Below are 18,530 nucleotides of genomic sequence, written 5' to 3'. Positions count from 1 at the left end.
CCGCTGCGCCGCGGTTTGATGTAGACGAGCGGCTCCGTTCGCCTGCACATTTCCCCTTCCTGTTCCTGCTGATTCCCATTGTTCCGAATCCGCGCGGCACGTTTGTTGCTGCGCGCGTTGTCGTGCCACCGCGCACTCTTTCGTGAGCGCGTCACGCGCGATGCACCTCGCGCCCGACTATCCACTTGCACGTTGTAAGAAAAACGCGAATCGCTTATCGTCTGACGAATCGTTGTTCTGGGGGATTTTCAATGAGGTTGTTCCGCAGCGCCAAGTCTTCAGCCAGCGGTCTCACGCTGGTCGCACTCGTCTCCGTTTCGACTGGCTTTCTCGAAGCCTCGCCCGCCGTAGCCAAGGCGCCCGCCAAAACCCCGCCGGCCGTTCTCTCGGCCTCTGCCATTGCGGTCGCCGACAAATACAGCGCCGACGCCGCCGAGCAGATTTTCAAGGAAGGCGGCAATGCCGTTGACGCGGCTGTGGCGATTGCCTTCACGCTGGCCGTGACCTATCCGGAAGCGGGCAACATCGGCGGCGGCGGGTTCATGACGCTGTACGTGGACGGCAAACCGTACTTCCTCGATTATCGCGAACGCGCACCGCTGGCCGCGACGAAAAACATGTACCTCGACGACAAGGGCGCGGTCATCAAAGGCATGAGCGTGATCGGCTATCGCGCGGTGGGTGTGCCGGGCACCGTTGACGGCATGTGGCAGGCACAGCGCCGCTTCGGCAAGCTCAAGTGGAAGCAGGTGCTCGCCCCGGCCATTCACTATGCACGCGATGGTTTCGAAGTGAGCCAGCAATTGCAGGAGCGCCGTGACGATGCTGCCAAAGACTTCGCGGGCAAGACCAACTTCGACACTTACTTCGGCAATCTGAAACAGGGCGTCAACTTCAAGCAGGCGGATCTCGCCGCCGTGCTGCAACGCATTTCCGATCAGGGCGCGAAGGACTTCTACTCGGGCAGGACGGCGGATCTGATCGCGGCGTCCATGCGAGGTCACGGCCTCATCACGAAGGATGATTTGCAGCAGTACAAAGCCGTCTGGCGTGAGCCGGTTCAGGCCAACTGGAACGGCTATCGCGTGATCACCGCGCCGCCTCCGAGTTCGGGCGGCGTCGGCCTCGTGCAACTGCTGAAAATGAAGGCCGATATTGCGCCCGACTTCAAGGACGTCCCGCTCAATTCCGCGCAATACGTGCATCTGATCGCCGAAATCGAGAAGCGCGTGTTTGCCGATCGCGCGCAATATCTCGGCGATCCAGACTTCTACAAGGTACCTGTTTCGCAGTTGATCGACGACTCGTACAACGCGAAGCGTGCCGCTGAAGTCAACCCGACTACGCCGTCGGACACGAAGAGCGTGCAACCGGGTCTCGGCACGAACATGCCGGAGAAAGCGGAAACCACGCACTTCTCGGTGATCGATAAATGGGGCAACGCGGTGTCGAATACGTACACCATCAACGGTTATTTCGGCTCGGGCGTGGTGGTGGATCAGACCGGCATCGTGCTCAACGACGAGATGGACGACTTCTCGGCGAAGCCTGGTGTCGCGAACGAGTTCGGTGTGGTGGGCAAGGACGCGAATTCGATCGAGCCGAAAAAGCGCCCGCTTTCTTCGATGACCCCGACCATTCTGACGAAGGACGGCAAGGTGTCGCTCGTGATCGGCACGCCGGGCGGCTCGCGCATTTTCACGTCGATCTTCCAGGTGATCAACAACGTGTACGACTACAACATGCCGCTGCAGGACGCGGTCGGCGCGATGCGCTTCCACCATCAACTGTTGCCGCCGAACACGATTTTCTGGGAGCCGTACAAGCCGATTGAAGGCGAGCTTGCGCAGCAGATCGAAGCCAAGGGTTACAAGCTCGAAGGGCAGGATTTCAGCGGCGATATCCAGGCGATCAAGGTGAACGGGGATACGCCCGAGGCCGCTGCCGATCCGCGTGGGCGAGGCGTGACGCGGGTGATTCCGTAACGCTTCTGGTCGCACGCATGGAGCGTCTTTTGCGACCGCGGCAGATTCGCTGCACGCAAACAAAAAACCTCGCGGCTAAGTAAAGCGCGAGGTTTTTTTACTGTGCAACGAGCCGGCCGATGAAAGACAAAAACCGGGTTGCGTCAGGCGGTCTGCTCGACCGGCGTCAGCGTCAATTCGAGCCGTTGCGCGCCACGCAGCACCGTCACGTTGACCGGTTTGTCGATACGCGAAACATCGAGCGTGCGTTGCAGGCTGTCGACGTCCTGCACCGGCAGCGCGTCGATTGCGACGATGGTGTCGTCGGTGCGCACGCCCGCGAGCGCGGCCGGGCTGCCTTTGACTATCTCCATCACATGCACGCCGCTTTCCGAATTCAGGCCGAAATAACGCTGCACCCGACGCGACAGCGGCGTCGTCGTGCCGGCCACGCCGATATAGGCTCGCCGCACGCGGCCATGCGCGAAGATCTGCATGATGACCCACTTGGCCGTGTCGATCGCGGTCGCGAAACAGATTGCCTGCGCGCCGGGGATGATCGCGGTATTCACGCCGATCACCTGGCCTGCCGAGTTGATCAGCGGACCGCCGGAATTGCCGGGATTGAGCGCGGCGTCGGTCTGGATCACGTCGTAGATCATCCGGCCGGAGTTCGAACGCAGCGAGCGGCCGAGCGCCGACACCACACCGGTCGTGACGGTTTGCGCGAGGCCGAGCGGATTGCCGACGGCAATCGCAATCTGCCCGACGCGAAGTTTCGACGACTCGCCGAGTTCGACGTGCGGCAGCGGTTCCGGCGAGCCGATACGCAGCACGGCGAGATCGCTGCCGGGGTCGTCGCCGACCAGATCCGCGTCGAACTTCGCGCCGTCGGCGAGCGTTACCTGAATGTGCGTCGCGCCGTGAACGACGTGGCTGTTGGTCAGCAGGTAGCCGTCGGGCGTGAAGATGAAGCCGGAGCCGGTGCCGCCGCGACCGCCTCGACCACGGTCGCGCTCGGGCACGCGGCCGGACAATTCGCCGGGCAGCCGGCGTTCGACGGAAATGAAGGCGACCGCCTGCTGCACGCGTTCCAAAGCGCCGATTACGGTGCGGGAATAGGCGTCGAGCAGGGCGTCGTCGGTTAAGGGGTTGAGCGGATTTGGCCCGGGGGCGTCGGATGCGGCGCGCGACAGGTCATCGATGAAGCGTGGACGGCTTCCCATGGCGATGCTCCGGATAAACGGACCCGCAGATGCGGGGCGCGGCAGGCGTTTTCAAGGGTGATTGAGCGGCGCGGTCGGCAGCCGCCGCGATGGGCGGCGCGGCGGCGGTGAGATGTTTTTTACGGGCACGCGTTCTGCGAATGGCAAAGTGTTATGTATCGGCAAACCGCTGTGGCCGGATCGGAGGCACCTCCCGGCTGGCTCTATAGCGTCGACCAGAAGCTGAACCCGGGCGTTGCCCACGCTCGGAGCCAGAACCGAATCCGCAAATGCCGCATCAAACCTCAACCGCCCTCACCAAGCCAAGGAGCCCCCGCGATGAACTCCGCCAAGCCATTCTCTTCATCGGGCGAACCAGCCGCCTCCGACGACCCGCAAATCCAGTCCCTGAGCGCCATCACACTTGCCACGCGCGACATGTCGCGCGCCGTGGCCTTCTACGGGGCGCTCGGCTTTCCGATGAAATTCGGCGGCCCGCAGGAGGCCTTCACTTCGTTCGAATTCGGCGGCTCGTATCTGAACCTGATCGTCGATACGCGCGCGCCGGTCAACTGGTGGGGCCGCGTGATCATCTACGTGTCCGACGTCGATGCGCTCTATCGCAAGGCACTGGCAGCGGGATTGAAACCGTCGCTGGAGCCATCCGACGCCCCTTGGGGCGAGCGTTATTTCCACCTCACCGATCCGGACGGCCACGAGATCAGCTTCGCGCGGCCATTGCGTTAGTGCCGGGCGTCCTGTGTAAAACTCGCTATCATGGTTGATGGCCCGCCCACTGACGCCCCGCATCCACGTGGTCGCTGATAGTTGATAGCGGATAGCGTACAGGCGCCGGCGCATGGCGCCAGCCGTCAATTCCAGCAGGAAACCGCGAAGTAGCCGGAAAACTCGCCGTTAATGGCCGCGAACGTAGCCGTCGCGGTAACACGGCTGACACCTGGCGCTTCGATAATCGAACGCGTTCGCGTCGCGCATATCGCCGCGCGCCTAACCATTTCTGTTGCCAGGAGAGCCGCAATGAAAGAGCAGGATCCGAGACCTGAAGCCGAATGGCTCGCGGAGCGGCAACGCCGTTTCGAGGAAGACCTCATCGATGCGTACGACGAGGAACTCGAGATGGAGGTCGATGACCGCATCATCGACGGCGCGGATGCAATGACGGCGGAGAACCGCGAATCCCGCAAGATGTATTTTCGCGAGTTGTTCCGCCTGCAGGGCGAGCTCGTGAAACTGCAGGACTGGATCGTGCAGACCGGCCACCGGCTGGTCGTGATCTTCGAAGGACGCGATGCGGCGGGCAAGGGCGGTGCGATCAAACGTATCACGCAGCGGCTCAATCCGCGCGTGTGCCGGGTCGCGGCGCTGCCTGCGCCGAATAACCGCGAGCGCACGCAATGGTATTTCCAGCGCTACGTGTCGCATCTGCCGGCGGGCGGCGAAATGGTGCTGTTCGACCGCAGCTGGTACAACCGCGCGGGCGTCGAACGCGTGATGAATTTTTGCAGCGATGAAGAGTACGAAGAGTTTTTCCGCTCGGTGCCGGAATTTGAAAAGATGCTGGCGCGCAGCGGCGTGCAGATTCTCAAGTACTGGTTCTCGATCACCGACGAAGAGCAGGAAATCCGCTTCCAGAACCGCATTCACGATCCGCTGAAACAGTGGAAGCTCAGCCCGATGGATCTGGAGAGCCGGCGTCGCTGGGAAGCCTATACGCAGGCCAAGGAAGTGATGCTGCAGCGCTCGCATATTCCCGAAGCGCCGTGGTGGGTCGTGCAGGCGGTGGACAAGAAGCGCGCGCGCCTGAACTGCATCCAGCATCTGCTGAGTCAGGTGCCGTATCACGAGATCGAGCATCCGACCATCGAATTGCCGGACCGCGTCTATCACGACGAATACAGCCGTCAACCGGTGCCGGCGTCGATGATCGTGCCCGAGGTGTTCTGACACGCGTCGTTTTCAGCCAGCAGTCGACCATAAAAAAGCGCGGCCCATTCGGGCCGCGCTTTTTTTCATGCTGAGGCCGATCGTCACTGACGACCGGCCTCGCCTGCAATACATCGTCAGAACACCGCGCGGAACACCCAGTACAAGCCCGCAGCCAGCGCAATCGACACCGGCAGCGTCAGCACCCACGCCATGATCAGGCTGCGCACCGTGCCCCATTGCAGCCCGGAGCCGTTGGCCGCCATCGTGCCCGCCACGCCCGACGACAGCACGTGGGTCGTCGAGACCGGCAGACCGTACATGTCGGCGGCGCCGATCGTCAGCATCGCCACCACTTCGGCCGATGCCCCTTGCCCATACGTCAGATGCTGCTTGCCGATTTTCTCGCCGACCGTCACGACGATCCGCTTCCATCCGACCATCGTGCCGAGGCCGAGCGCAATCGCCACCGCCACCTTGACCCAGGTCGGGATGAACTTCGTCGCGTGATCCGTTTGCGCCTTGAAGTTGTTGATGATCTTCGCGTTTTCGGGCGAAAACGCTGGCTGTTGGGCCTTGTTCATCAGACGGATCGCTTCGGACGCCACGTACATGTTATTGCGCACGTTATCGACGATGTTTTGCGGCACGGCGGCCATCGAGCCCGAGTCGCCGACCTGCTTGCCGATCAGCAGCGTCAGTTGCTGCAGCGCCGGCACCGTGGTGGGTGTCAGCTGATGCGTGCGCACGAACGTCTCGACTTCCGCGCGCGGATTGGCCGGAGCCGCCACGCCTTGCGTGTAGTTGCCGAGCGCGGTGGCGGTTTGCTGCGCCACAGCCACGAAGTTCAGCGTTTCCGACGGCGTGACCGCCTTGTTCAGCGCGTACGCGGTCGGCACCGTGCCGATCAGGATCAGCATGATGAGGCCCATGCCTTTCTGGCCGTCGTTCGAACCGTGCGCGAACGACACGCCCGTGCAGGTCAGGATCAGCAGGCTGCGAATCCAGAACGGCGGCGGCTCCTTGCCCTTCGGCTCGGCATACAGCGCGGGAACCCGCACCACGGCCTTCAGGATCAGCAGCAGCAAACCGGCGGCGAGAAAGCCGACCAGCGGCGAAAACAGCAGCGATTTGCCGACGCCGAGCGCCTGGTTCCAGTCCACGCCGCTGGTGCCGTTGGTGCCGTGCATCAACTGGTTCATCAGACCCACGCCGATGATCGAGCCGATCAGCGTATGCGAACTCGACGACGGCAGGCCGAAGTACCACGTGCCGAGATTCCAGATGATCGCGGCGATCAGCAGCGCGAAGACCATCGCGAAACCGGCGCTGCTGCCCACTTGCAGGATCAGCTCGACCGGCAGCAGTTGCAGGATGCCGAACGCGACTGCGCCGCTCGACGTCAGCACGCCGAGGAAATTCCACGCGCCGGACCACACCACCGCGAGGTTTGGCGTGAGCGAATGGGTGTAGATCACGGTGGCGACCGCGTTGGCGGTGTCATGGAAACCGTTCACGAATTCGAAGCCGAGCGCAATCAGCAGCGCCACTCCGAGCAGCAGGTACGGCATGAACGAGGATTCGCGGACTGGCGCGAGATCGTCCAGCAAATGGACCGCGCAGTAAATGGCGCCCGCGAGGATGACTACGATAAAGACGAAGAGGCCGATATTGCGACCTTTACCGCTTGCTGCGCCTGGCTGCGGGTACGAAAGTTCCGGCATGACGTGAGCCCCAAAGTTTGTCGCGGAACTTCCGATCCTGCGTGCGCCGTGTGTCGTAATGATGACAGCGAGGTGACACGCCGGGAGAGCCGCATCGCGCGGGGAGCGGCTTGCAGCAAGGCTTCGCGCCGATTCGCCGGAGGAGTTTGCGAGTGGCGGATACGGGCGGGCGGCGGTCCGAAAAGAGCTGGCTTGCGACGCGGGTTTGGAGATAAGTCGATGCAGGCGAAACAGCATCTTTCGCACGCGGACGAACGCCGACAAACACCGACAAGCGCGACCCATGCGTCGCAAACACCGGCAGGGTCTCTTTTTTGCTACCTTTCCTGAAAGGCCCATTCAAAGGAGGATCGATGAAGCGGGACCACGGGAAGGAGACAAAGCAGTCTGCCGTCAGCGAGCCCGCCCAGCGGGACACCTCGGCGCAGGCGGCGTTCGTGTCGTATGCCGCGCCGCTCGTCGATCACGCGGTCGAGTTCGCCGGTGCGTTGCGCGATGATCCATCGCCGGAAGCGCTGCACAAATTACGCGTTTCGCTGCGTCGCCTGCGGTCGCTGTGGTGGGCATTCGAGCCGCTGCTGGAAAAAAGCGAGGACCAGGCCGAGGCGTCGCGCGAACGGGCTGTCTACAAATTTCTGGCAACTGCAGCCGGCAAAACGCGCGATTGGGACATCCTGATCGAACTGCTCGCGAATAAAAAAAGCGGCGCTGGCGAACTCACGCCCCGGCTCCACGACGCGCGCGGCGCGGCGCTCGCCACGAGTCGCGAAACGCTGTCAAATGCCGACGTCAAACATTTGCTGCACGACGCGTTGTCGATTACCGCCAGAGAACTGAACACTTCGCACGATCGGGTGCTGCTGCGCAAATTCGCCGAAAAACGCGTGGCGGCTGCCGAGCGCTCGCTGAAAAAACGGATGAAGCGTGCGCGCGGCGCCAAAAAGTCCAACTACATCGCCTTTCACAACGTCAGGAAAGCGGGCAAAAAAGTGCGTTATCTGCTCGAATTTTTCGAGCCGGTTTTGAAGGGCGCGCACAAACGCACGCTCAAGCGGCTGAAGCAGATCCAGAAACGCTTCGGTGCGCTGAACGATGTCGTCGCCAGCGAACAGTTGTTGCGTGACAATGCCACGTCGATTCCCGGCTCAGCCGATCCCAGCGCCGCGCTCGATTGGCTCAGGACGGAGCGCAAACGCCGCATACGCTCGGCGGTCCGGCTGCTGCACAAGCTTTGATAAAGGCGGAAAGAGATGGGCTGTGAAGGCGTGAGCGCTTTTGGGTCGATGCGGGAAAGACGGTAGCCCTTGCGTTCGCACCTGCCCTCCGCCATACGAAGCCTGTACGAAGCCCGCGTGAAGCCGCGCGCAGGACAGTCCGGCAACGACGTAAACCACGCATCCCGCCATCCGGCGATGCAAACCCATTGCGAAGGAGGCGACGCGCACGTGGTACATCAAACGCTTTCGCGGCGTCGCCGGTGGCGCAGATTGCTGCGCAGAACCCGCGACAGCGTGACGCGAAATGTGGGCAACCATCCGATGGTTGCAGGCGTGGCGGGCACGTTGATCGCGACGGCGATGGCAGGACTGACGCTGCTTACCCTTCAGATGGGCCGCGCCGACGCGCTCGATCACGCGCGTCAGACTTCGCAGAATCTCGTCTCGATCATCTCCAGCGATCTCGCGCGCAACGTCGAAATCTACGACCTGTCATTGCAGTCGATGGTGGATGGCGCGCGCGATCCAGTCGTCAACGCTCTGCCGGACGATCTGCGGCGCTCCGTGCTGTTCGACCGCGCGACCACCGCTGCCTATCTGGGCGGCGCGTATGTGATCGGCCTGGCGGGCGAGGTGAGCGCATCGCAGAATGCCGACATCAATACCGCCGTTCGCCTCGCCGATCGCGATTATTTCCTGGCGCATCAACGCAGCCCTGTCGTGGGACTGTACTTCTCGCATCCATTCCATTCGCGACTACGCGACGGAAAACTATCGATCGGCCTGACGCGCCGTATCGACGATGCCAAAGGGGAATTTGCCGGCGTCGCGCTGCTTGCGATTCGCATCGAATACTTTCAGCATTTGCTGGAGCGGATCGACACCGGACAGCTCGGCGCGGTATTCATCGTGATGGACGACGGCACCCTGCTCGCACGCAAACCGCTGATTGGGCGCGATATCGGCTCGAGCATCGCGAAGTCGCCGACCTTCCAGATGATGGCCGCGCATGCCACCGGCTCGTACGTGGCGGTCTCGGCGGTGGACGGCGTGCGCCGCATGTACACGTATGCGCGCGTGCCGGGCACGCCGTGGATCGCGTCGGTCGCGCCCGCCGTGGACGAAGTGCTCGCGCCGTGGTGGCATCGCAGCCGGGTAGCGGGTCTGCTCACACTGACTCTCGGCGCGGCGTTTGTGATGGTGTCGTGGGCGCTGGCGTTCGCGCTGCGCGACCGGCAGCGCGCGCAGGCGGCGCTAGTTCGCCTCGCCGCGACCGATCCGCTGACCGGTCTCAGCAATCGCCGGGTGCTCGACAACCGGCTCGACGAAGAGTGGCGGCGCGCGCGGCGCACGAAGCAGCCGCTGTCGGCGCTCTTCATCGACATCGATCACTTCAAGCAGTTCAACGATGCCTACGGCCACGCAGCGGGCGATGAAGCGCTGATCGCCGTGGCCGAATGCATTTCGGCGACCGTACGGCGTTCCGTCGACGTGGCCGCGCGCTACGGCGGCGAGGAATTCGCGGTGCTGTTGCCGGAGACCTCGGCGGAAGGCACGCTCGTCGTCGCGGAAAAAATCCGTCGCAAAGTGCAGGCGCAGACCGTCGTGCAAAGCGACTGCAAGACGGTTCCGGTGACGGTGAGTATCGGTTGCGCGACCTTTGTTCCGATTGACGGCGCCCACGCGCTCGATCTGCTGGCTGCCGCCGATCGTCAGCTCTATGCCGCTAAAGCAGCTGGCCGCAACCGGGTTTGCTCGGAGTTGCAGGCGGCGCAGTCGGTCGAGCAGAACTCGTCGTCGTGAATGCGCGCTTTATTCGCGCTTCGTGGCCACCTGCACAGCGCGATGTTCGCGCGGGTCGCGAAATCAAGTGCTTTGGCTGCTGCGTGGCGCGAAGCCGCGCAAGGTGATCGCGCCTTGCGCATTGCCGCGAGTAGCGGGTGCGCGTTTGCCGGTGGTCACGTCGTCGGCGGGAGCGAGTGGTTCCACCGGAAAGCCGCGCCGCTGCCACGCATCGAGGCCGCCGCGCAGCGCGCGAATCCGCGTGTAGCCGTTGCTGCGCATACGCTGCGTCAGTTCGACAGCGGTCGCGCTGTCCGGGCAGATGCAGTAAATCACCATGTCGTACGCACGAAGTGCGCCGTCGATCTGTTCAGGCGAGTGCGGATCGAGCGCGAGCGCGCCGGGAATGCGCGACTGCGCGCCGGAGGCGGGTTCGTCGGGGCGGGCATCGAGTATCCGCGACGGCGCGACGCGCCGCCATCTGCCGCCGGCCGCCCGCGCCGCCGCTTCGGCCGACGCCGCATTGGCAAACAGGCGCCGCTCGCGGCGTCGCTGATACAGTCGGTAGACCAGAAAGGCGGCCGCCGAGATCACCAGAATGTCGAACACCGTGCCGCCGCGCGACGTGACGAACGCGAGCAGCATGTGCAGTTCCCGTTCCGCCGCCGCGCCGCCAAGCAGCCAGAATGTGGCCCACGCGACGGCCCCGCCGATATCCCACAGCGCGTAGATGCGGATATCGACGGCGGTCGTGCCCATCAGCGGCGGGGTGATGAGGCCGAGCCCCGGCACGAATTTCGAGATGGACACGAGCGGCACGCCGAAGCGCTCGAATAGCGAGCGGGCGGTTTCGACTTTGGAATCGACGGCGGGAGACAGGCGGCCGAGCGCGGCCAGCAGCTTGCGGCCATAGAGACGACCGGCGGCGAACCACGCGCCGTCGCCGATAGCGGCGGCCAGCACGGCTGAGCCAAGCACCGGCCAGAACGACAGCGTGCCGGCCGCGATGGCCGAGCCGGCGAACAGCAGAACCGGGACGGCGGGGATCGGCACGCCGAGGCGCGTCAATAGCACGTTGACGAAGACGACCGCGCCGCCCCAGGTGACCACCGCCGAAGTCGGAATCTCTAGCAATTGAGACGCTCCTGTTATTGCGGTTGGGCGGGCTGGTTTCGTGGATGGTTCAACGGCACGCAAAGTGCGTTCCTGACGGCGCGAATCGGGCGCGTTTTCAGATCGGCAGGCGCTTTGTCTGGTGAGAATAACCGATGGATGAGGCGGTAGCGGGCGGCGGAGAGGCGGGAGTTCTGGAGGGGTTGGAGCTAAGACGTGATGTGTGTTGCTGGAAGGAGGGCGGTGGCGCACCTGGCGTGAGCACCAACGATGAACAACGCGGTTCAAGCGGCGGCAGGCGCAGCAAACCACCAGCCCGCCTCGCTGCCCCCCTCCCAACCTGTCAGGTATTCGCCACCGCCACCACGCCAGGATTACCCACGATCGACAGAAACTCGCGTCGTGTCGACGGATCGGTGCGGAACGTGCCCAGCATCCGCGACGTCACCATTGTGACGCCGGCCTTATGCACGCCACGCGTCGACATGCATTGGTGCGCGGCTTCGAGAATCACGCCGACGCCCGCCGGTTGCAGTACATCGTTCAACGTATCGGCGATCTGCACGGTCATCTTTTCCTGGATCTGCAGACGTTTGGCGAATGCATCGACCAGACGCGCCAGCTTCGAGATGCCGACCACCCGATGCTGCGGTAGATACGCCACATGCGCGCGCCCGATGATCGGCACCATGTGGTGCTCGCAATAGCTTTCGAAGCGGATATCTTTCAGCACGATCATTTCGTCGTAGCCGTCCACTTCGGAAAAGGTGCGGGCCAGAATCTCGCGCGGATCGACCTGATATCCCGCGTAGAACTCCTCGTACGAGCGCACGACGCGTGCGGGTGTATCGATCAGACCTTCGCGCGCCGGATCGTCGCCAGCCCAGCGCAACAGCACGCGCACGGCGGCTTCGGCTTCATCGCGGCTCGGACGCTCCGCTGCGGGTTGAGTTTTCTTCTTTGCCTTGCTGCTGGTCATGCGTCGCTCCTCTGGGATCGCGCGTCGACGCCGTACGGAGCGCGCGGGTTCAATGAGTGCGGCCATTGTTCCATGTTTTGCGGTCCATCGTGCCGATGTCCCTTGTTGCTGTCGGGGCGCTGATTCATCCCGATCACTTCGGCCACTCGTCCATCGCGTCGTTGAACAGTTCGGCGACCACGCCGCGCAGCCAGCTCGCGCGCGGATCGTTGTGAAACTTGCGATGCCAGTGCTGCCGCAGATCGAAACGCGGCAACGGCAGCGGCGGTTCGACCAGCATGATCGACGCATGCTCCGACACGTACGCGAAGCCGATGGCGTGCGGCACGGTCGCGAGCAGATCGGTGTGCGCGAGGATGAACGGCAGGCTCATGAAGTGCGGCGTTTCCAGCACCGCGCGACGCTTGATGCGCTTCTTCTCCAGATACTGTTCGAGGACTTCCTGGCTGCGTCCCTCGGAGCGTACGACGGCATGCCCCGCCGCCACATATTGCGCGAGCGTGAGCGGCGCTTTCGCGAGTGGATGCCCCGAGCGCATCAGGCAGATGAACCGGTGAGTGAACAGCCGTTGCTGAAAGAAGTTATTCCCCGCCAGATCGGGGAAGTAGCCGACCGCCAGATCGACATCGCCCGATTCGAGGCCGCGTTCCACCTGCAATGGCGACAGCGTCACCGAGCGCAGATTCGCGAATGGCGCGCGCTCGGAGAAAAGCTGCAGCAGACGCGGCAGGAAGACGATTTCGCCGACATCGGACAGCGCAATCGAAAACGTGTGGGTGCTGGTGGCCGGCTCGAAGTCCTGCACGTCGAGCATGCCTTTCTCGATACGCAGAAGCGCGTCGCGCGCGGCGGGCAGGATCGCGAGCGCACGCGGCGTCGGCTCCATGCCTTTCGACGTGCGCACGAATAGCGGGTCGTCGAAATATTCGCGCAAACGGCCCAGCGCGGTGCTCACGCGAGGCTGGCTGACGCCAAGCTGTTCGGCGGCGCGGCTGACATTGCGGGTGTCTTCCATCGCGACCAGATAGGGGATCAGATTCAGATCCAGTTGTGTCTCGGACATGCTTTATCGCCTGCGAAGCGGGGTGGGTCTATTTGTTATCCGCATAGAGGGTAGTCTAAAAATATGCCCGGAGGATAGTGGAGTTCAATTTTTCCTGGCCTGCAGGTGGCACCTTGCCGGGCTTTCGAAGCCTGTGCTTAACCCCGCCTCGCGCGCCCTGGCAATGCACGCAAGCCGCCATTTTTGCGCGCAAGAACCTATGATTAAGGGGATTTCCCTGCCTTGACAAGCCGCCCGAAGGACAACCATAATCGCCTGAGCGTTCGCTAACCGAATCCATGTTCATATATCGAACAAATATTGAGCCGGCCGGCAGCGGACAAACCGAAGGCGCCAGCTTGCATCTCCCACCGGCGAGCCGCCGCCAGCATTGGCCCGGAGACCGTCCCGTAGAAGCCCTGCCGGCCACGGCAGTCAGCCTCGCGGCACGCAGCGCCCCACAAGGAAATTCGACATGATCAACAAGATTTTCGAGTCACTTCAGTCGGCGGTTGCCGATGTCCAGGACGGCGCGACCGTCATGATCGGCGGCTTCGGCACGGCCGGCATGCCGTCGGAATTGATCGACGCGCTCATCGAGCAGGGTTCGCGCGATCTCACCATCGTCAACAACAATGCAGGCAACGGCGACATCGGCCTGGCTGCGCTGCTGAAAGCGAAGCGCGTGCGCAAGATCATCTGCTCGTTCCCCCGTCAGACCGATTCGTATGTGTTCGACGCGCTCTACCGCGCCGGCGAAATCGAACTGGAACTCGTGCCGCAGGGCAACCTCGCGGAGCGTATCCGCGCAGCGGGCGCGGGCATCGGCGGCTTCTTTACGCCGACCGCTTACGGCACCAAGCTCGCCGAAGGCAAGGAAACCCGTTTGATCGACGGCAAGCATTACGTGCTGGAATCGCCGCTGCATGCGGACTTCGCGCTGATCAAGGCGTACAAGGGCGACCGCTGGGGCAACCTCGTGTATCGCAAGACGGCGCGCAATTTCGGCCCGATCATGGCGAGCGCGGCAAAAACCGCGATCGTGCAGGTGTCGCAAGTCGTGCCGCTTGGCGCGCTCGACCCGGAAAACATCGTGACGCCGGGCATTTTCGTGCAACGCGTGATCGAAGTGCCGCAAGCGGCTCACGCCCCGATGCCCAATCCTCACGACGCTGCCGCCTGAACCGGAGACCCGACATGAAAAAACTGACCCGCGATGAAATGGCCAAGCGCGTTGCACAGGACATCCCTGAAGGCGCTTATGTGAACCTCGGCATCGGCGTGCCGACGCTGGTGGCGAACCACCTCGCCGCCGACAAGGAAATCTTCCTGCACAGCGAAAACGGTCTGCTGGGCATGGGCCCGGCGCCCGCCAAAGGCGAGGAAGACGACGAACTGATCAACGCCGGCAAGCAGCACGTCACGTTGCTGACGGGCGGCGCGTATTTCCATCACTCGGATTCGTTCGCGATGATGCGCGGCGGCCACCTCGACTTCTGCGTGCTCGGCGCGTTCCAGGTGTCGGCGAAGGGCGATCTGGCGAACTGGCACACCGGCGCGCCCGACGCGATTCCGGCTGTGGGCGGCGCGATGGATCTGGCGATCGGCGCGAAGCAGGTCTACGTGATGATGGAACACCTGACCAAGCAGGGCGAAAGCAAGATCGCCGCTGAATGTTCGTATCCGGTGACGGGTGTGGCCTGCGTCGACCGTATCTATACGGACCTCGCGATGATCGACGTGACCGACAAGGGTCTGGTGGTGCGCGAGATTTTCTCGGACATCGATTTCGATGCGCTGCACAAGTTGACCGGCGTGCCTCTGATCGACGGTACGCAGGCGGCTCGCGCGGCTTAACGCGGCGCTCGGCGTCAATCGCCAGGTGCATTGCCGCACGTGGCGACGCGCGCGTTTCACCGTCACGCCAGCACGCATCGAGGTAAGCCTCCTTCGTGCTGGCGTGTCAGCTTCAGCGACGGCGCCGCCGCGTTTGGCGCACAATACGTCGCTACTTCGCGCTCGCCGCGCCGTTCACGATTCGTGCGGTATGAGCGGTGTTTTGCGTCGGATGCCCGAGATTGATCGCGGGTATCTCGTCGCACACATCGGACCGCTCGCCGCGCGACTCCATCACTTCCGATTCTCTCGATCATCGACGTCACCATGCTCGACTCCAGTGCCCGTCTGACCGGCCTTCTCTGCGGCACACAGCCGATGAACGACATCTGGGCGCCGCGCGCCACGCTGCAACGGATGCTCGACGTCGAAGCCGCTCTCGCGCGCGCTTCGGCGGCGCACCAGGTCATTCCCGCTTCCGCCGTACCCGCGATCGAAGCCGCCTGCCACGCCGATCAACTCGACGCCGACGCGCTCGCACGTGACGCTGCGCTCGGCGGCAATCTCGCGATTCCGCTCGTCAAGCAACTCACCGCGCGCGTCAAGGCGGCCGACGCCGAAGCGTCGAAATACGTGCATTGGGGCGCGACGAGCCAGGACATCATCGACACGGCGACGGTGCTGCAACTGCGCGACACCTTCGACCTGCTCGACAGCGGTCTGCAAGCCACTTGCGACGCGGTCGCGACACTCGCCACCGCCCATCGCGCGACGCCGATGATCGGCCGCACCTGGTTGCAACAGGCGCTGCCGATCACGCTCGGTCTGAAGTTCGCGCAATGGCTCGACGCGTTGCTGCGTCATCGCGAGCGGCTCGATGCGCTGCGCGCTCGCGTGCTGGTGCTGCAGTTCGGCGGAGCGGCGGGCACGCTCGCGAGTCTGCGTGACGCCGCGCCGCAAGTCACGCAAGCGCTGGCGCGTGAACTCGGCCTGGCCGTTCCCACGTTGCCGTGGCACACGCAGCGTGACCGCATGGCCGAAACCGCGTCGCTGTTCGGCATGCTGATCGGCACGCTCGGCAAGATCGCGCGCGATATCTCGCTGCAGATGCAAACCGAAATCGACGAACTCGCCGAGCCCGCCGCGGCAGGCAAGGGCGGTTCGTCGACGATGCCGCACAAGCGCAATCCGGTTGGCTGTGCCGCCGTGCTGACCGCCGCGACGCGCGCGCCGGGGCTGGTGGCCACGGTCTTCGCCGGGATGGTGCAGGAGCACGAACGCGCGCTCGGCGGCTGGCAAGCCGAGTGGGACGCATTGCCCGATCTCGCGCGACTCGCGGGCGGCGCGCTCGCCAACATCGAGCAGATCGCGTCGGGCCTGAACGTGAACGTGCCGCGCCTCGCCGCCAATCTCGACATCACGCACGGGCTGATTCTCGGCGAAGCGGTGATGCTCGCGCTCGGCGACAGCATCGGCCGGCTCGACGCGCACCATCTGGTCGAGCGTGCGTCGAAGGCTGCGATTCGCGACGGCAAAACGCTTTTTGAAGTGCTCGCCGCCGACGCGGCCGTCACCGAACATCTTCCGCTCGAGCGTCTGAAGCAGTTGCTCGATCCCGCTCAATATGTCGGCCAGGCCCACGCTTATGTGGACGCCGCGCTGGCACTTCACACCGCGCGCATCGAGCGCGCCCATTCCAAGGAGTAACCGGCATGCCCTACGCCGCAGTCAACGGTACCGAGCTTCACTATCGAATCGACGGTGACCGTCACGGCAACGCACCGTGGATCGTGCTGTCGAATTCGCTCGGCAGCGATCTGTCCATGTGGACGCCGCAAGTCGCGGCGCTGTCGAAACATTTCCGCGTGCTGCGTTACGACACGCGCGGTCACGGTCATTCGGAAGCGCCGAAGGGGCCGTACACGATCGAACAACTGACCGGCGACGTGCTCGGCCTGATGGACACGCTGAAAATCGCCCGCGCGAATTTCTGCGGACTGTCGATGGGCGGCCTCACGGGCGTCGCATTGGCCGCGCGTCATGGCGATCGCTTCGATCGCGTCGTGCTGTGCAACACGGCGGCGCGTATCGGTTCGCCGGAAGTGTGGGTGCCGCGCGCCGCGAAAGCCCGCAGCGAAGGGATGCTCGCACTGGCCGACGCGGTTCTGCCGCGCTGGTTCACCGCTGACTATTTCGAACGCGAGCCGGTGGTGTTGTCGATGATTCGCGACGTGTTCGTGCATACCGACAAGGAAGGCTATGCATCGAATTGCGACGCGATCGACGCCACCGACCTGCGCCCCGAAACGGCGGGCATCAAGGTGCCGGCGCTGGTGATCAGCGGCACGCACGATCTCGCCGCGACGCCCGCGCAAGGCCGCGAACTCGCGCAGTCGATTCCCGGCGCGCGCTATGTCGAACTGGACGCCTCGCATATTTCCAACATCGAGAAGACCGACGCTTTCAACAAGGCCGTGCTCGATTTCCTGACGGAGAAGAAATGAACGACGAAGACCGTTACGAAGCCGGAATGACCGTGCGTCGCGCGGTGCTCGGCAGCGCGCACGTCGACCGGTCGCTCGCGAACCGCACCGAATTGACCGACGAATTCCAGAACCTGATAACGCGTTACGCGTGGGGCGAAATCTGGACGCGCGAAGGGTTGCCGCGTCACACGCGCAGCCTGATCACCATTGCGATGATGGTCGCGCTCAACCGCAGCGAAGAACTCGCGCTGCATTTGCGTGCTGCAAAGAACAATGGCGTGACGCGCGAGCAGATCAAGGAAGTGCTGTTGCAAACCGCGATTTATGCCGGCGTGCCTGCGGCGAATTCGGCGTTTCACCTGGCCGACAAGCTGTTCCGTGAAGACGACGCTGCGGCGGCGAGCGCTGCGAAGCCGTAACGCGAACTGCCGGGTTGCTTTGAAAAAACGCGCGCCGGTAAAACGGTGCGCGTTTTTTTATACCGCGCCGTGGGCGCTTTCCTTCTGCTGTTCTCTATTGCCGGTTTGCGTCGGCGCTGCACTCGCAGCTACGGGCGTTTGCAAACGCACTGCGCGCAACACCGTGTCCTTGATGACATCGAGCCAATGCGCCAGCGCGGCTTTGTCCATTAACGGCTCGCCGAGAAAAGCCCCCAGCGTGTACTGATTGGCGTTATAGAAATAACCGAGCGACGCGATCATCAGATACACATCGCGCGCTTTTACGTCAGTGCGAAAAACCTGCTGCGCTTGCCCCGCATCCAGCAACTTCTGCACGACCGAAATTGCGTAGCCCGAAATCTCCTTCAATTTAACGGACTTTTTCGCGTGCTTGCCCTGATGCAGATTCTCGCTCGACAGTAGCGTGACGAACTCGGGGTGATCGAGGTAATACTGCCAGACGAATTCGACCATCTGCTCCAGGCCATGCACAGGGTCGTTCAGATCGAGATCGAGTTTGCTTTCCGCTTCGTTGAATTGCGTGTAGATCGTTTCGAGTACTTCGACGAACAATTGCTCCTTGCTGCCGAAGTAGTAATAGATCATGCGGTCGTGCGAGCGCGCGGCCTTCGAAATGCTTTCGACACGTCCACTCGCATAGCCTTGCTTGGCGAAGACCTTGATGGCCGCTTTCAGAATCTTGGCGCGCGTATCCTGCGCCTGTTTCGCACGGATGCCGGTAGCACCCGGCTTGCGGGCGACGGTGGAACTCATGGCGGCCTCGAATTGCTTTGTTAG

The 18,530-nt window shown here is 63.3% G+C and carries 16 protein-coding genes; 10 read left to right on the top strand and 6 right to left on the bottom strand.

What is annotated here, in order from left to right; translation table 11 throughout:
- Nucleotides 1-251 precede the first annotated feature (251 nt).
- A complete protein-coding gene (ggt, locus tag BLS41_RS26565) occupies nucleotides 252-1,985 on the top strand; it encodes a gamma-glutamyltransferase (protein ID WP_074770252.1) in 1,734 nt (577 codons plus the stop codon).
- 143 nt (nucleotides 1,986-2,128) lie between these two features.
- Here ggt and BLS41_RS26560 read toward each other — a convergent pair whose 3' ends face one another.
- A complete protein-coding gene (locus BLS41_RS26560; RefSeq protein ID WP_074770250.1) occupies nucleotides 2,129-3,190 on the bottom strand; it encodes a S1C family serine protease in 1,062 nt (353 codons plus the stop codon).
- 318 nt (nucleotides 3,191-3,508) lie between these two features.
- Here BLS41_RS26560 and BLS41_RS26555 point away from each other — a divergent pair, with 318 nt between their 5' ends.
- Both BLS41_RS26555 and ppk2 read left to right on the top strand, forming a co-directional pair.
- The gene (locus BLS41_RS26555) at nucleotides 3,509-3,916 is read left to right on the top strand and encodes a VOC family protein (RefSeq protein WP_074770248.1); all 408 of its coding nucleotides are present in this window, start codon (nucleotides 3,509-3,511) and stop codon (nucleotides 3,914-3,916) included.
- Nucleotides 3,917-4,207: 291 nt separating this feature from the next.
- A complete protein-coding gene (gene ppk2, locus BLS41_RS26550) occupies nucleotides 4,208-5,134 on the top strand; it encodes a polyphosphate kinase 2 (RefSeq protein ID WP_074770246.1) in 927 nt (308 codons plus the stop codon).
- A gap of 116 nt (nucleotides 5,135-5,250) precedes the next feature.
- Here the strand turns inward: ppk2 and BLS41_RS26545 are convergent, their stop codons facing one another.
- Nucleotides 5,251-6,837 carry an inorganic phosphate transporter gene (locus BLS41_RS26545; RefSeq protein ID WP_074770244.1) on the bottom strand — a complete coding sequence of 529 codons (1,587 nt, stop codon included), beginning with the start codon at nucleotides 6,835-6,837 and terminating at the stop codon, nucleotides 5,251-5,253.
- A 353-nt stretch (nucleotides 6,838-7,190) separates the two neighbouring features.
- On the opposite strand from BLS41_RS26545, the gene BLS41_RS26540 reads away from it, so the two are divergent.
- Both BLS41_RS26540 and BLS41_RS26535 read left to right on the top strand, forming a co-directional pair.
- Nucleotides 7,191-8,072 (top strand): CHAD domain-containing protein, encoded by an 882-nt coding sequence (locus BLS41_RS26540; protein WP_074770242.1) that lies wholly within the window; start codon nucleotides 7,191-7,193, stop codon nucleotides 8,070-8,072.
- Between the two features lie 210 nt (nucleotides 8,073-8,282).
- Entirely contained in the window at nucleotides 8,283-9,857 is a 1,575-nt protein-coding gene (locus tag BLS41_RS26535; RefSeq protein WP_074771202.1) for a sensor domain-containing diguanylate cyclase, read from the top strand.
- Between the two features lie 63 nt (nucleotides 9,858-9,920).
- On the opposite strand, the gene BLS41_RS26530 is transcribed toward BLS41_RS26535, so the two are convergent.
- The 3 genes from BLS41_RS26530 to BLS41_RS26520 form a co-directional block, all read right to left on the bottom strand.
- Complete coding sequence (locus BLS41_RS26530) at nucleotides 9,921-10,970, bottom strand: VTT domain-containing protein (RefSeq protein ID WP_074770240.1); 1,050 nt, start codon at nucleotides 10,968-10,970, stop codon at nucleotides 9,921-9,923.
- A gap of 322 nt (nucleotides 10,971-11,292) precedes the next feature.
- On the bottom strand, nucleotides 11,293-11,928 hold the full coding sequence (gene folE, locus BLS41_RS26525) for a GTP cyclohydrolase I FolE (protein WP_074770238.1): 636 nt from the start codon (nucleotides 11,926-11,928) through the stop codon (nucleotides 11,293-11,295).
- A 133-nt stretch (nucleotides 11,929-12,061) separates the two neighbouring features.
- Entirely contained in the window at nucleotides 12,062-12,991 is a 930-nt protein-coding gene (locus BLS41_RS26520; RefSeq protein WP_074770236.1) for a LysR family transcriptional regulator, read from the bottom strand.
- 454 nt (nucleotides 12,992-13,445) lie between these two features.
- Between BLS41_RS26520 and BLS41_RS26515 the strand changes: the two genes are divergently transcribed.
- From BLS41_RS26515 to pcaC, 5 genes are all read left to right on the top strand, one after another.
- A complete protein-coding gene (locus BLS41_RS26515) occupies nucleotides 13,446-14,153 on the top strand; it encodes a 3-oxoacid CoA-transferase subunit A (protein WP_074770234.1) in 708 nt (235 codons plus the stop codon).
- 14 nt (nucleotides 14,154-14,167) lie between these two features.
- Nucleotides 14,168-14,827, top strand: coding sequence for a 3-oxoacid CoA-transferase subunit B (locus BLS41_RS26510; RefSeq protein ID WP_074770232.1), 660 nt, complete (start codon nucleotides 14,168-14,170; stop codon nucleotides 14,825-14,827).
- 306 nt (nucleotides 14,828-15,133) lie between these two features.
- Nucleotides 15,134-16,513: a 3-carboxy-cis,cis-muconate cycloisomerase gene (locus BLS41_RS26505; protein ID WP_074770230.1), complete on the top strand. Its 1,380-nt coding sequence runs from the start codon at nucleotides 15,134-15,136 to the stop codon at nucleotides 16,511-16,513.
- Nucleotides 16,514-16,518: 5 nt separating this feature from the next.
- Nucleotides 16,519-17,310, top strand: coding sequence for a 3-oxoadipate enol-lactonase (gene pcaD / locus BLS41_RS26500; RefSeq protein WP_074770228.1), 792 nt, complete (start codon nucleotides 16,519-16,521; stop codon nucleotides 17,308-17,310).
- Nucleotides 17,307-17,711: a 4-carboxymuconolactone decarboxylase gene (gene pcaC / locus BLS41_RS26495; RefSeq protein WP_074770226.1), complete on the top strand. Its 405-nt coding sequence runs from the start codon at nucleotides 17,307-17,309 to the stop codon at nucleotides 17,709-17,711. Before pcaD ends, pcaC begins: the two co-directional genes overlap by 4 nt.
- 57 nt (nucleotides 17,712-17,768) lie before the next feature.
- On the opposite strand, the gene BLS41_RS26490 is transcribed toward pcaC, so the two are convergent.
- A complete protein-coding gene (locus BLS41_RS26490; protein WP_074770224.1) occupies nucleotides 17,769-18,506 on the bottom strand; it encodes a TetR family transcriptional regulator in 738 nt (245 codons plus the stop codon).
- Nucleotides 18,507-18,530: the final 24 nt, after the last annotated feature.

It is taken from the genome of Paraburkholderia fungorum, from assembly GCF_900099835.1.
In the GTDB taxonomy this organism is placed as follows: Bacteria; Pseudomonadota; Gammaproteobacteria; order Burkholderiales; family Burkholderiaceae; genus Paraburkholderia; species Paraburkholderia fungorum_A.
The sequence above is the reverse complement of the archived record's forward strand: the minus strand, read 5'-3'. Positions and strand labels throughout refer to the sequence as shown.